11 protein-coding genes are annotated in these 13,560 nt (G+C 56.0%); 9 read left to right on the forward strand and 2 right to left on the reverse strand.

Translation table 11 applies throughout. From position 1 onward, the window contains the following. Window positions 1–61 precede the first annotated feature (61 nt). Complete coding sequence (gene uxuA / locus MC50_RS00385) at window positions 62–1,252, reverse strand: mannonate dehydratase (protein ID WP_032686695.1); 1,191 nt, start codon at window positions 1,250–1,252, stop codon at window positions 62–64. Window positions 1,253–1,458: 206 nt separating this feature from the next. Between uxuA and MC50_RS00390 the strand changes: the two genes are divergently transcribed. The 9 genes from MC50_RS00390 to yejF all read left to right on the forward strand — a co-directional run bounded on the left by MC50_RS00390 (window position 1,459) and on the right by yejF (window position 13,090). Next, the gene (locus MC50_RS00390; RefSeq protein WP_032695445.1) at window positions 1,459–2,925 is read left to right on the forward strand and encodes a mannitol dehydrogenase family protein; all 1,467 of its coding nucleotides are present in this window, start codon (window positions 1,459–1,461) and stop codon (window positions 2,923–2,925) included. Window positions 2,926–3,046: 121 nt separating this feature from the next. Next, entirely contained in the window at window positions 3,047–4,024 is a 978-nt protein-coding gene (locus tag MC50_RS00395; protein ID WP_047663322.1) for a CobW family GTP-binding protein, read from the forward strand. A 42-nt stretch (window positions 4,025–4,066) separates the two neighbouring features. After that, a complete protein-coding gene (locus tag MC50_RS00400; protein ID WP_032686692.1) occupies window positions 4,067–4,774 on the forward strand; it encodes a phosphatase PAP2 family protein in 708 nt (235 codons plus the stop codon). Window positions 4,775–5,199: 425 nt separating this feature from the next. Next, window positions 5,200–5,772, forward strand: coding sequence for a bifunctional murein DD-endopeptidase/murein LD-carboxypeptidase (mepS, locus tag MC50_RS00405; RefSeq protein WP_032686691.1), 573 nt, complete (start codon window positions 5,200–5,202; stop codon window positions 5,770–5,772). A 181-nt stretch (window positions 5,773–5,953) separates the two neighbouring features. After that, window positions 5,954–7,528 carry a cyclic di-GMP phosphodiesterase gene (locus tag MC50_RS00410; protein ID WP_046852031.1) on the forward strand — a complete coding sequence of 525 codons (1,575 nt, stop codon included), beginning with the start codon at window positions 5,954–5,956 and terminating at the stop codon, window positions 7,526–7,528. Window positions 7,529–7,558: 30 nt separating this feature from the next. Further along, window positions 7,559–9,370 (forward strand): extracellular solute-binding protein, encoded by a 1,812-nt coding sequence (locus tag MC50_RS00415; protein ID WP_102990875.1) that lies wholly within the window; start codon window positions 7,559–7,561, stop codon window positions 9,368–9,370. Window positions 9,371–9,379: 9 nt separating this feature from the next. Continuing rightward, entirely contained in the window at window positions 9,380–10,474 is a 1,095-nt protein-coding gene (locus MC50_RS00420) for a microcin C ABC transporter permease YejB (protein ID WP_032686688.1), read from the forward strand. Then, on the forward strand, window positions 10,474–11,499 hold the full coding sequence (locus tag MC50_RS00425; protein WP_047663323.1) for an ABC transporter permease: 1,026 nt from the start codon (window positions 10,474–10,476) through the stop codon (window positions 11,497–11,499). The genes MC50_RS00420 and MC50_RS00425 overlap by 1 nt, the downstream gene beginning before the upstream one ends. Window position 11,500: 1 nt before the next feature. After that, on the forward strand, window positions 11,501–13,090 hold the full coding sequence (gene yejF, locus MC50_RS00430) for a microcin C ABC transporter ATP-binding protein YejF (RefSeq protein ID WP_047663324.1): 1,590 nt from the start codon (window positions 11,501–11,503) through the stop codon (window positions 13,088–13,090). 3 nt (window positions 13,091–13,093) lie between these two features. Here the strand turns inward: yejF and MC50_RS00435 are convergent, their stop codons facing one another. Continuing rightward, the gene (locus tag MC50_RS00435) at window positions 13,094–13,438 is read right to left on the reverse strand and encodes a YejG family protein (protein WP_004864837.1); all 345 of its coding nucleotides are present in this window, start codon (window positions 13,436–13,438) and stop codon (window positions 13,094–13,096) included. Window positions 13,439–13,560: the final 122 nt, after the last annotated feature.

Consider the following 13,560-nt stretch of genomic DNA (forward strand, 5'->3'; position numbering starts at 1 on the left):
CGGGCAGTAAGACCAAAAAGGACAGCCAGAGGCTGTCCTTTGTATTTTTCCGCGGCCAGAATTACAGCAGTTCCGGATACTTCGTCATCTTCAGCGCCAGCTCAACGCCGCGTACTTCCGCCATCCCCTTCAGGCGACCAATCGCCGAATAGCCCGGGTTGGTTTTCTTACGCAGATCGTCCAGCATCTGATGGCCATGGTCCGGACGGAACGGAATCGGACGCAGATCGCCCGCATGCTTGCGGCGCAGCTCTTCGCTCAGAATCGCATCCACCACCGCCACCATATTAACGTCACCGGTTAAATGCGCCGCTTCGTGGAACGTTTTTGGGTTCTCTTCACGGCAGGTCGAACGCAGATGGGTAAAGTGGATCCTGTCGCCGAAGGTTTCGACCATTTTCACCAGATCGTTATCGGCACGCACGCCGTAAGAACCGGTGCACATCGTAAAGCCGTTGTTGATGCTGTCCACGGTCTCTTTCAGCCACTGCATATCTTCGATGGTCGAAACGATACGCGGCAGGCCAAGGATCGGGCGCGGCGGATCGTCCGGGTGAACGGCCAGCCGCACGCCCACCTCTTCACAAACCGGCACGATAGCGCGCAGGAAGACGGCCATATTTTCACGCAGCTGCGCTTTATCAATATGATCGTATTCCGCCAGGCGTGCGCGGAACTGTTCGAGGGTATAGCCCTCTTCCGCTCCCGGCAGGCCGGCAATAATATTGCGGGTCAGCTTTTCAATATCCGCTGCGCTCATCGCCGCAAAACGAGCCTGCGCCTGGCGCTGCTCCTCTTCACTGTAATCTGCCTCGGCGCCAGGGCGCTTCAGGATATGTAACTCAAAAGCGGCAAACGCGATTTGGTCAAAACGCAATGCTTTCGAACCGTCCGGCAGTTGGTACTCAAGGTCAGTGCGCGTCCAGTCGAGAATTGGCATGAAGTTATAGCACACGGTATCAATCCCGCAGGCCGCCAGGTTGCGAATGCTCTGCTGGTAGTTGGCTATCCAGGTCGCACACTGCCCGCTTTGGGTTTTGATCTCTTCGTGTACCGGGATACTTTCCACGACCGACCACGTCAGCCCTTTTTCCGCCAGCAGCGCCTGACGCTGTTTAATTTCGTCAACCGGCCAGACTTGACCATTAGGAATATGGTGCAGCGCAGTGACCACACCCGTCGCGCCAGCCTGCCGTACATCATCAAGCGACACCGGATCGTTCGGTCCATACCAACGCCAGGTTTGTTCCATCGCTATGCCCTCTCAAAGTTGTTATACCAATAACACAAACATCAATGATGACTACCATACAGGCTTCTCGACAGGGATCAATTTATCCCGCTAAATTGATTGATCCAGCTCACACTAAGCGTATAAATACGGCTCACCAATTTAATTTGTTGTCATATAACTTTACACTGGCATTGTTAATCATTGGTTAATCAGGTGTGTAAAGAATGACAACTATTGCTACCGCTACGCTGCCAGAAGGCGTGCAGCTTCCTCAGTACGATCGCAGCCAGCTGCGCTCGCGCATTGTGCACTTCGGCTTCGGGGCGTTTCATCGCGCTCATCAGGCCCTGCTTACCGATCGGGTGCTGAACGCCAGCGGCGGAGACTGGGGGATCTGCGAAATTAGCCTGTTCAGCGGCGACCGACTGATGAGCCAGCTCCGTCAGCAGGACCACCTGTTCACCGTGCTGGAAAAAGGCGCGCACGGCAACCAGCCGATTGTCGTGGGCGCCGTTCATGAATGTCTGAATGCAAAGCTGGACTCTCTGCCCGCGATCATTGAAAAATTCTGCGAACCGCAGGTGGCCATTGTCTCACTCACCATTACGGAGAAAGGCTACTGCATCGATCCCGCCAGCGGCACGCTGGACCTGACGCAGCCGCGCATTATTCACGATCTGGAGCATCCCGCGCTGCCGCAGTCGGTGCCGGGAATACTGGTTGAAGCCCTGTCTCGCCGCCGCGAACGCGGCCTGCCGCCGTTTACGGTACTCTCCTGCGATAATATTCCTGATAACGGTCACGTGGTGAAAAATGCGGTTCTGGGCATGGCGGAAAAGCGCGCCCCCGAACTGGCGCAGTGGATTGCTGAACACGTCAGTTTTCCCGGCACCATGGTTGACCGTATCGTGCCTGCCGCTACCGATGAATCGCTGGCTGAAATCAGCGCCACGCTCGGCGTAGAAGACCCTTGCGCCATCAGCTGTGAGCCATTTATTCAATGGGTCATTGAGGATAACTTCGTGGCGGGCCGCCCGGCGTGGGAAATCGCCGGCGCCCAGATGACCGATAATGTGCTGCCGTGGGAACAGATGAAGCTGCGGATGCTCAACGGCAGCCACTCCTTCCTTGCCTGGCTCGGCTACCTTGCCGGCAATGCGCATATCAGTGACTGCATGCAGGACGAGGTGCTGCGCAGCGCCGCTCGCCGGCTGATGCTTGACGAACAAGCCCCGACTCTTGCTATCGAAGGCGTCAATCTGACGCACTATGCCGACAGCCTGATCGCACGCTTTAGTAATCCAGCGCTTAAACATCGCACCTGGCAGATAGCGATGGACGGTAGTCAGAAGCTTCCGCAACGTATGCTTGACGGTATTCGCGTTCACCTGCAGCGCGGTAGCCGCTGGCCGTTGCTGGCGCTCGGGGTGGCAGGCTGGATGCGCTACGTCAGCGGTATAGATGATGCCGGTCAGGCTATTGATGTTCGCGACCCGCTGAGCGAGAAGATTCAGGCTCTGGTTGCCGGCAGCCGCGACGAGGAACGCGTCAGCGCCCTGCTCTCACTGGAAGAAATCTTTGGTCGCGATCTGCCGCGCAATACGCTGTTTGTGGATCACATCACCGCCGCCTGGCGTCAGCTTTCTGCCGTCGGTGCCCGCCAGGCCATCGCCAACGTGCCCGGGATTTAACAATTGCTGCTCTTTAGCGGACAGAATTCTTTTCTGTCCGCCGTAGCCCTTCTCTTTTCCCCTTTTTTTCGTCAGGATAGTCCCAACTGTTACAACATTACATTTGTATCCTGGAGAAAATGTGACCAAAACCAACTTGATCACGGGGTTTCTCGGCAGCGGTAAAACGACCTCGATTCTTCATCTGCTAGCCCACAAGCCTGCAGATGAAAAATGGGCCGTGCTGGTTAATGAGTTTGGCGAAGTGGGTATCGATGGCGCTTTGCTCGCCGATAGCGGCGCGCTACTCAAAGAAATTCCCGGCGGCTGTATGTGCTGCGTCAACGGCCTGCCGATGCAGGTTGGGTTGAATACCCTGCTGCGCCAGGGGAAACCGGATCGTCTGCTGATTGAGCCTACCGGGCTCGGCCATCCCAAACAAATTCTCGATATTCTGACCGCCGCCGTCTACGAGCCGTGGATCGATCTTCGCGCCACCCTGTGCGTGCTCGATCCCCGCCAGCTGCTGGACAGTAAAGTGATGGCGAACGCCAACTTCCGCGATCAGCTGGCGGCGGCCGATGTCATTATCAGCAATAAAACGGACCGGATGACGGCAGAAAGCGAACGGGCCTTTGACGCCTGGTGGCAGGAGCACGCGGGCGAGCGTCTGCATATTGGCGCCACCCACGGCAATATCGACCCGCAGTTGCTGGATTTACCGCGCCTGAATCTCACACCGCTGCCGGAAAGTGCCGAACATGCGCACAGCCACGGGCAGAAAAAAGGTCTGGCCGCGCTCAGCCTGCCGGCCCACCAGCGCTGGCGCCGGAGCCTCAACAGCGGTCAGGGTTACCAGGCCTGCGGCTGGATTTTTGATGCCGATACAACCTTTGATACGATTGGCCTGCTTGAGTGGGCTCGTCTGGCGCCGGTTGCCCGCGTCAAGGGCGTGATGCGTATTGCGGAAGGTCTGGTACGCATCAACCGTCAGGGACTTGATCTGCATATCGAAACCCAAAACGTTGCGCCGCCGGACAGCCGTATTGAACTGATTACCGAATCCGAGGCCGACTGGAATGCGTTACAAGCCTCTTTGTTGAAACTTCGTTTAAGTTAAGGCGGGTATGTTTCCCGCCGTCTTACACAACTCGCAACTGTTATGATTAAAAACCGAATTCCCCTGATCCTGCTGCTTAACGCCGCGGGCTTTGCCCTCTTTTTTTCGTGGTATTTGCCCGCTAATCATGGTTTCTGGTTACCGCTGGATTCCGCCATTTTCCACTTCTTTAACCAGGGTGTGGGAAAGAGTCAGGCCTATGCCTGGCTGCTGGCTATCATCAATAACCGGGCTTTTGACGCCTGCTCTTTGCTGGCGATGGGCGGCCTGATGCTGAGCTTCTGGTTGAAGGAGCAAAGCGCCGGTCGCCGGCGGATCGTCATTATCGGTCTGGTCATGCTGCTGTTCGCGGTAGTCATTAACCAGCTGGCGCAGCATCTGATGCCGGTTAAACGCGCCAGCCCCTCGCTCACGTTCAGCGAGATTGTAAAAGTAAGCGATGTGGTCGCCTTCCCGACCAAAGATGCGTCGAAAGACAGTTTTCCCGGCGATCACGGCATGATGCTGCTGATTTTCGCCACCTTCATGTGGCGCTATTTTGGCCGTCGGGCCTTGGCTATTGCTTTGACTATTTTTGTCGTTTTCGCTTTTCCGCGGGTCATGATCGGCGCCCACTGGTTTACCGATATTGCCGTTGGTTCATTGACCGCCGTCCTCATTGGCATCCCCTGGGTGCTGATGACACCATTAAGCGACACATTGATCGCCTGGTTTAACCGTTCGCTTCCGGGCGGAGTGGGTAAAAATTAATCTCTTCCTTACATATTATTAACTATATCCATAAGGGATCGTTCTCGGTCCCTTTTTTATTTGTCCATCTTTTTATCGCCCGCGTCATCTTCCTGTCACATTAATCATCTTACAAATGAAGTAATTGCATATTTTTTACCCACGACTGCCGCTATTTTGTGCTTTCCCGATGATTCACTTTTAGATGCACAAATTCTTATAAGAAATCGCGCGAAACCGCTCGCCATCCCACGTTTGATAGGGTAATCTCAATCTCGTTTTGCCTTTCCAGTAACGTCAATCCGGCTCAAAAATAAATTTGTGCGGTATCCCACAAATTTAGGTTTAAGGAATTGTCTCATTGCTGGCAGGTATTTAGGCTCTAACACGTTTGGCATTTTTTATAACGACATTGTCGTTAAGGACAACAAGGGAAAACAAACAGCATGGTCAAATCTCAGCCGATTTTGAGATATATGTTGCGGGTAGTGCCCGCGATAGCAGTGGCAGTTTTGCTCTCTGCCTGTAGTTCGACAAGTAGTACCGCAAAGAATATGCATTCTGAGACGCATGCTGTGGGTAGTGGCGATTTATCATCACTGCAAGCTTCTCAGGATGAATTTGAAAAGATGGTCAGCAATCTGGACGTTAAGTCCCGTTTGATGGACCAGTATGCCAGCTGGAAAGGCGTGCGTTACCGCCTCGGCGGCAGCACCCGGAAAGGCATTGATTGCTCTGCCTTCGTGCAGCGTACTTTCCGTGAACAATTTGGTCTGGAACTGCCCCGCTCCACTTCTGAGCAGCAGGATTCCGGCAAGTCCATTTCACGCTCTCAACTGCGTACCGGCGATTTAGTTCTGTTCCGGGCGGGCTCCACCGGTCGCCACGTCGGTATCTATATCGGCAACGATCAGTTCGTCCATGCTTCCACCAGCAGTGGTGTGACCATCTCCAGCATGAACGAGCCGTACTGGAAGAAGCGCTATAATGAAGCGCGACGAGTTCTGAGCCGCTCGTAATCCTTTCTGTCGTGAGTTATCCCTTGGCTGACCTCAGAACAAAAAACACTGCTGCGGCGGTGTTTTTTTTTGCCTGTTTACCTGTGAATGCCGCAATATAAGCTATCCCTTTAAGTGGCGATAGAGAAAACGTTTTCTACCCATTGGCGCAACTCATTAACATGGACCGACTATAGAGCCTATGCTTACCCGTTACCTGTCACCCCGGCGTAATATCTGGCTGACCAGCATACTCATCGGAGTGATCGTCGCCCTGCTGGCCGGTAGCATTCAGGTTATGGTGATTTACCATAGCCGGTCTGAACGTTTTGACAGTATCATCGACAACGTCAACGTCTACCTGACTGAATACTTTAGCCAGCTCGAGAAGACGATGGTCGGCCTGCAGCCGCTGGTCAATCAAAAATGTGAAAATATTGTGTCAGACCTGACCGCACGGGCAGCCTTTAGCCCAAACGTGCGCGCGTTTTTGCTGGTAAAAGAGGGCGTCGCCTTTTGCTCCTCCGCCACTGGCCCCATGAATACTCCGCTGGTGCAGCTCATCCCCCATCTCGATACCCGTAAAGCGGTCGATATGCGGCTCCTGCCGGGAACACCGATGATGCCTGATAATGCCGCCCTGGCGATGTGGGTACGCAATCCACACGACGATAACGATGGCATTTTCGTCTCAATCAATACCAACCTGACACCCTATATTCTTTATTCGGCCCGCCAGAACGATTTCAGCAGCATCGCGCTGGTTGTCAACGATACCGCCCTCTCCACCCTGACCAACCGCCTTATTGACCCGCAGAATCTGCGCGCTGAGCCGATTCGTCAGGTACAAATCAAAGGGCTGCCGCTGAAAGTCTATCTCTATGCCAACAGCTGGCTATCGGAAAATACGCTATTCTCGCTGCTGCTCGGCGTCGTGTGCGGTCTGCTGGCTGGCCTGGTGAGTTACTACGTGCTGACGTTGAAATCCGATCCGCGTAAAGCCATTCTGCTGGGGATAAAAAATAATCAGTTCTATGTTGTCTATCAGCCGGTAGTCAAAGCCGATACCCTGCGCATCAGCGGTATTGAAGTACTGATGCGCTGGCGCCATCCGGTAGCCGGGGAGATTCCGCCTGATGTGTTTATTAACCTGGCGGAAACGCAGCAAGTGATTGTGCCGCTCACTCATCATTTATTAGCACTGATCGCCCGCGACGCCCCGGCCCTGCAAAAAATTCTGCCCGCCGGTAGCAAGCTGGGGCTGAATATCTCACCGGCCCATCTGCACGCCGACGAATTTCAGGATGACCTGCAGCAGTTCGCTGCATCCATGCCAGCCAACCACTTCAATGTGGTTCTCGAAATTACTGAACGCGCGATGATCGATAAAAACAGGTCGTTGGCCATCTTTGACTGGCTGCATGAGCAGGGGTTTGAGATTGCGATTGACGATTTTGGTACCGGACATAGTGCGCTTATCTACCTTGAGCGTTATAAATTTGACTATCTGAAAATCGATCGCGGCTTCGTGCAGGCGATCGGAACCGAGACCGTCACCTCCCCGGTGCTGGATGCGGTACTGACGCTAAGCCGCCGCCTGCAGCTCATGACCGTTGCAGAAGGGGTCGAAACACCGGAGCAAGCGGAGTGGTTACGCAAACATGGCGTAAACTTCCTGCAGGGCTATTGGCTGAGCCGCCCGCTGCCGCTGGAAGCGCTGATCGCGGCACATGATGAACCGGCTAACTATTTTGCCGCCGGTAATGGCTCTTTATGATGTCTGCTCACAGAGGATATTAATCTGGCTATGTTTGCGCGTGTCTGCCTGATATTACTGACCCTGTTCAGCCTGAATAGTCAGGCGCAAACCATAACCATAAAAGAGGGCAGCACTTTTGCCATCATTGGCGAACCGAAATACGCCGTCGGCTTTGACCATTTTGATTATGCCAATCCCAGTGCCCCGAAAGGGGGAACAATAGTCAACGCCAGCATTGGCACCTTCGATAACTTCAACCGCTATGCGCTGCGCGGCAACCCGGGGGTACGTACCGACGCTCTGTACGACACGCTGTTCACCACCTCCGATGATGAACCGGGCAGCTATTATTCGCTCATTGCCGCACACACGCGCTACGCCGATGATTTCTCGTGGATGGAGATAACCCTCAATCCGCACGCTCGTTTTCATGATGGCAGCCCGATTACCGCCGGAGATGTCGCCTTCACGTTCCACAAATTTATGACCGAAGGGGTGCCGCAGTTCCGCTTGTTCTACAAGGGGACCCGCGTCGAGGCCATTGCGCCGGGCACCGTGCGCATTACGCTGGCGCAGCCCGGCAAGGAGAACATGCTGAGTCTGCTCTCCCTGCCGGTGATGCCTGAGGCATTCTGGCGCAACCATAAGCTCAGCGACCCGCTTTCCACCCCGCCGCTGGCCAGCGGCCCCTATCGAATTACCGACTGGCGGATGGGTCAGTACATCATCTACTCGCGGGTGAAGGACTACTGGGCGGCCGATCTGCCGGTGAACCGCGGGCGCTGGAATTTCGACACGCTGCGCTACGACTACTACCTTGACGATAATGTCGCCTTTGAAGCCTTTAAGGCCGGCGCCGTCGACCGACGCGCAGAGACGATGGCCAAAAACTGGTCGACCCGCTATGTCGGACGCAATTTTACCCACGGCTATATTGTCAAAGATGAGTACCCGAACACCTCGGCGCAGGATACCCAATGGCTGGCGTTTAATATCCAGCGCCCGGTGTTTAACGACCGCCAGGTCCGGGAAGCCATCACCCTCGCCTTTGATTTCGAGTGGATGAACAAGGCGCTGTTTTATGGCGCCTACAGCCGGGCCAGCAGCTACTTTCAGAATACCGAATATGCGGCGCGTCACGCGCCCGATTCCGAAGAGCTCGCCCTGCTGACGCCAATGAAGGCCGATCTGCCGCCGGAGGTTTTCACCTCCGTCTATCAGCCGCCGCGATCCCGCGGCGATGGGTTCGATCGCACAAATTTGCTGCAGGCGGATGCGTTGCTTAAGCAGGCGGGCTGGGTGCTGAAAAACCAACGTCGAATCAACGCCGTCACCGGCAAACCGCTGCGCTTTGAACTGCTGCTGCCTTCCGGGGGCAACGATCGCTGGGTGCTGCCGTTCCAGCATAATCTCCAGCGCCTCGGTATTACGATGGATATTCGCCAGGTCGATAATTCACAGTACAGTAACCGCCGACGCAGTCGTGACTACGATATGATGCCCATCGTCTGGCGCGCGACGCCCTGGCCCGGAACCGACCTGCAAATCTCCTGGGATTCGTCATATATTCACTCCAGCTACAATGCGCCCGGGGTTCAGAGTCCGGTGGTGGACAAACTGATTGCGCAGATCATCCGCTGGCAGGGGAATAAGCAAAAGCTCCTGCCCCTGGGGCGCGCGCTGGACCGGGTGCTGACCTGGAACTATTACATGCTGCCGATGTGGTATATGGCGCAGGACAGGACGGCGTACTGGGATAAATTCTCCTTCCCGCAGACCCGTCCCGTCTACTCATCCGGGTTTGATACCTGGTGGTATGACGTGAACAAAGCGGCAAAACTACCCGCGGACAAACGGTAAGGAATAACGATGGGCGCATACCTGATCCGCCGGCTATTGCTGATAATCCCCACGCTGTGGGCGATCATTACGATCAACTTTTTCATTGTCCAGATAGCCCCGGGCGGCCCGGTCGATCAGGCCATCGCCGCCATTGAGTTCGGCAACCGTGGCGGCTTACCGGGCGCCGGAGAGAGCGGTATGGCTGCCAGCCATGCCCGGACCGGCGTCGGCAACATCAGCGAAGGCCATTATCGCGGCGGGCGCGGTCTCGATCCGGAAGTGATTGCCGAAATCACCCACCGCTACGGCTTTGATAAACCGCTCCACGAACGCTACCTGAAAATGCTCGGCGACTATCTGCGCTTCGATTTTGGCGACAGCCTGTTTCGCAGCGCGTCAGTCTTGCAGCTGATCAAAAACAGCATGCCGGTCTCCATCACCCTGGGGCTGTGGAGCACGCTGATTATCTATCTGGTCTCGATTCCGCTCGGCATCCGCAAAGCCGTCCATAACGGCAGCCAGTTTGATATCTGGAGCAGTACGCTGATCATTATTGGCTACGCCATCCCGGCCTTTCTGTTCGCCATTATTCTGATCGTGCTCTTCGCGGGGGGCAGCTATCTGGACCTGTTTCCGCTGCGCGGGCTGGTGTCAGCTAATTTCGATAGCCTGACGTGGTATCAGAAGGTTCTCGACTATCTCTGGCACATTACGCTGCCGGTGCTGGCGACGGTCATCGGCGGCTTTGCGGCGCTCACCATGCTGACCAAGAACAGCTTTCTTGACGAGATCCGCAAGCAGTATGTCGTGACCGCACGCGCCAAAGGGGTGGGCGAAAAGCATATTTTATGGGGCCATGTTTTTCGCAATGCCATGCTGCTGGTGATCGCCGGTTTCCCGGCGATGTTTATCAGTATGTTTTTCACCGGTTCCTTGCTGATTGAAGTGATGTTTTCCCTCAACGGCCTGGGACTGCTGGGCTATGAGGCGACCGTTTCCCGTGATTACCCGGTGATGTTCGGCACGCTGTATATTTTTACCCTGATCGGCCTGCTGCTGAATATTGTCAGCGATATCTGCTACACGCTGGTCGATCCGCGTATTGATTTTGAGGGCCGCTGATGTCTTTTCTGAGTCCCGTTAATCAGGCCCGCTGGGCGCGTTTTCGTCACAACCGCCGCGGCTATCTGTCGCTGTGGCTGTTCATGATTCTTTTCGTGTTCAGCCTGTGCGCCGAACTGATTGCCAACGACCGCCCGCTGCTGGTGCAGTATCGCGGCAGCCTGTACGTTCCGGCATTGAAAAATTATAGCGAGACGACCTTTGGCGGCCCGTTTGCTACCGCCGCCGACTACCAGGATCCGTGGCTGCAAAAGCAGCTGGATGATAACGGCTGGATACTGTGGGCGCCGATCCGATTTGGCGCCACCACCATCGACTTCGCCACCCAAACGCCCTTCCCTTCTCCCCCCTCGACGAGAAACTGGCTGGGTACCGATGCCAACGGCGGCGACGTGCTGGCCCGTATTTTATACGGCACGCGAATATCGATTCTGTTCGGCCTGCTGCTGACCTTTTTCTCCAGCGTACTGGGGGTACTGGCGGGTGCCATTCAGGGGTACTACGGCGGCAAGATTGACCTGTGGGGTCAGCGATTTATTGAGGTGTGGTCAGGCATGCCAACCCTGTTCCTGATTATTTTACTCTCCAGTGTCGTCCAGCCGGGCTTCTGGTGGCTGCTGGCCATTACGGTACTGTTCGGCTGGATGGCGCTGGTCGGCGTCGTGCGGGCGGAATTCCTGCGCACCCGTAACTATGACTATATTCGCGCGGCGCAGGCGCTGGGGGTCAGCGATCGGCATATTATCCTGCGCCATATGCTGCCCAACGCCATGGTTGCCACTCTGACCTTCCTGCCGTTTATTCTGTGCAGCTCCATCACTACCCTGACTTCCCTCGATTTTCTCGGCTTCGGCCTGCCGCTCGGTTCGCCATCGCTTGGCGAACTGCTGCTGCAGGGGAAAAACAATCTGCAGGCGCCGTGGCTGGGCATCGCCGCCTTTCTGTCGGTCGCGATGCTGTTATCGTTGTTAATTTTCATTGGTGAAGCCGTCCGCGACGCCTTCGACCCCGGTAAGGCGGTATAACATGACGCAGCCTTTGTTAGAGATAGACAACCTCTCCATCGCCTTCCGCCAGCAGGGGAAAACGCATACCGTCGTCAGCGAGCTCTCCCTGAATATTGGCGCCGGGGAAACCCTGGCGCTGGTGGGGGAATCCGGCTCCGGTAAAAGCGTCTCCGCGCTCTCGGTGCTGCGGCTGCTCCCCTCTCCGCCGGTCTGCTACCCCGGCGGAGACATTCGCTTTCACGGTCAGTCGCTGCTTCACGCCGATGAGCGCACGCTGAGTCAGGTGCGCGGTAATCGGATCGCGATGATTTTTCAGGAGCCGATGGTGTCGCTCAATCCCCTGCATACGCTGGAAAAGCAGCTGTATGAAGTGCTGTCTTTGCATCGCGGTATGCGCAAAGAGGCCGCGCGAGGTGAGATCCTTAACTGCCTGGAGCGGGTCGGTATCCGTCATGCCGTACGCCGGCTGGCGGACTACCCGCATCAGTTTTCCGGCGGCGAACGCCAGCGGATCATGATTGCCATGGCGCTGCTCACCCGTCCAGAGCTGCTGATTGCCGACGAACCCACTACCGCCCTGGATGTGACCGTACAGGCACAAATCCTGCAGCTGTTACGCGAGCTGAAAAATGAACTGAATATGGGGCTGCTGTTTATTACCCATAACTTAAGCATTGTCCGCCAGCTCGCTGACCGCGTGGCGGTGATGCAAAACGGTCGCTGCGTCGAACAAAACGCCTGTCGGGCGCTTTTTGCCGCCCCCGAACACCCTTATACCCGTCGTCTGCTGGACAGCGAACCCGCCGGCAGGCCGGTGCCGCTGGCCACCGATGCGCCGCTGCTGCTGAAGGCCGTCGATCTGAGCGTCGCCTTCCCGGTGCGCAAAGGGTTCCTCCGCCGGGTAGTGGATCATAACCGGGTGGTCAACGCGCTCAATTTCCAGCTGCGCGCGGGGGAAACCCTGGGCCTGGTGGGCGAGTCGGGATCGGGCAAAAGCACCACCGGGCTGGCCCTGCTGCGCCTGATTGCCTCGCAAGGGACGATCGCCTTTGAGGGGCAGGCGCTGCAGGGACGTAGCCGTCGGCAAATGCTGCCGCTGCGCCGCCAGATGCAGATAGTCTTCCAGGATCCCAACTCGTCGCTGAATCCCCGGTTGAACGTGCTACAGATTATTGAAGAGGGTCTGCGCGTCCACCAGCCAACGCTAACGTCGGCCGCGCGTGAACAAGCGGTGATACAGGCGATGCAGGAGGTGGGGCTCGATCCGCCAACGCGGCATCGCTATCCGGCTGAGTTTTCCGGTGGCCAGCGTCAGCGTATTGCGATTGCCCGGGCGCTGATCGTGAAACCTCAGCTCATCGTGCTGGATGAGCCCACGTCGTCGCTGGACAAGACAGTGCAGGCGCAAATACTGGCTTTGCTGAAAGCGTTACAGCAAAAATATCAGCTGGCCTATATTTTTATCAGCCATGATTTACGCGTAGTGCGGACGTTGTGTCATCAGGTGATGGTGTTACGACAGGGAGAAGTCGTCGAGCAGGGGGAGTGCGAACGCGTTTTTACCGCTCCACAGCAGGAATATACCCGCCAGCTTCTGGCGCTGGGCTGACGGTCAGAATGGGTTGTGGCCAGAGAACGGTTCGGCAATCGCCACGCCGAAATTTTTCAGTCGACAGGTTGCCGCAAACTCGTCCTGTAAATTCACAAACAGGCACGGCTCCCCTTCACACTCAACGATGGAGCAATCGACTTCGATGTCGCTGAGGGCCTGGCTGAGCTTATGCATCACCGGCCACGCTTTCTCTCCGTCCGGGCTGAGTAGCTTCAGCGCAACGAGGCTGTTTTCACTCTCGGCGCCGTTTTGCGGAATCGGTTCAACTCTTGAACCCGCAAAACCGGCCAGCCAGCGATAGCTCTGCGGCAGACGGTGTACGATAGAGAGTTGCTGTGTATTCACTTAGTTTCCCCGGAAGCAAAATGCTTCACAATAAATTTACATCAATATTAACACATCGTTGACAAATAGTCCTGCATCAGCATAGAAAACGTTTACACCCGCGTCACGCCAGGGTTAACGAC

It is taken from the genome of Klebsiella planticola (assembly GCF_000783935.2).
GTDB lineage: Bacteria > Pseudomonadota > Gammaproteobacteria > Enterobacterales > Enterobacteriaceae > Klebsiella > Klebsiella planticola.

What these genes read in the sequence shown, in the direction of transcription:
- uxuA (WP_032686695.1), bottom strand. Translation starts at nt 1,252, where the DNA reads ATGGAACAAACCTGGCGTTGGTATGGACCGAACGATCCGGTGTCGCTT.
- MC50_RS00390 (WP_032695445.1), top strand. Translation starts at nt 1,459, where the DNA reads ATGACAACTATTGCTACCGCTACGCTGCCAGAAGGCGTGCAGCTTCCT.
- MC50_RS00400 (WP_032686692.1), top strand. Translation starts at nt 4,067, where the DNA reads ATGATTAAAAACCGAATTCCCCTGATCCTGCTGCTTAACGCCGCGGGC.
- mepS (WP_032686691.1), top strand. Translation starts at nt 5,200, where the DNA reads ATGGTCAAATCTCAGCCGATTTTGAGATATATGTTGCGGGTAGTGCCC.
- MC50_RS00410 (WP_046852031.1), top strand. Translation starts at nt 5,954, where the DNA reads ATGCTTACCCGTTACCTGTCACCCCGGCGTAATATCTGGCTGACCAGC.
- MC50_RS00415 (WP_102990875.1), top strand. Translation starts at nt 7,559, where the DNA reads ATGTTTGCGCGTGTCTGCCTGATATTACTGACCCTGTTCAGCCTGAAT.
- MC50_RS00420 (WP_032686688.1), top strand. Translation starts at nt 9,380, where the DNA reads ATGGGCGCATACCTGATCCGCCGGCTATTGCTGATAATCCCCACGCTG.
- MC50_RS00425 (WP_047663323.1), top strand. Translation starts at nt 10,474, where the DNA reads ATGTCTTTTCTGAGTCCCGTTAATCAGGCCCGCTGGGCGCGTTTTCGT.
- yejF (WP_047663324.1), top strand. Translation starts at nt 11,501, where the DNA reads ATGACGCAGCCTTTGTTAGAGATAGACAACCTCTCCATCGCCTTCCGC.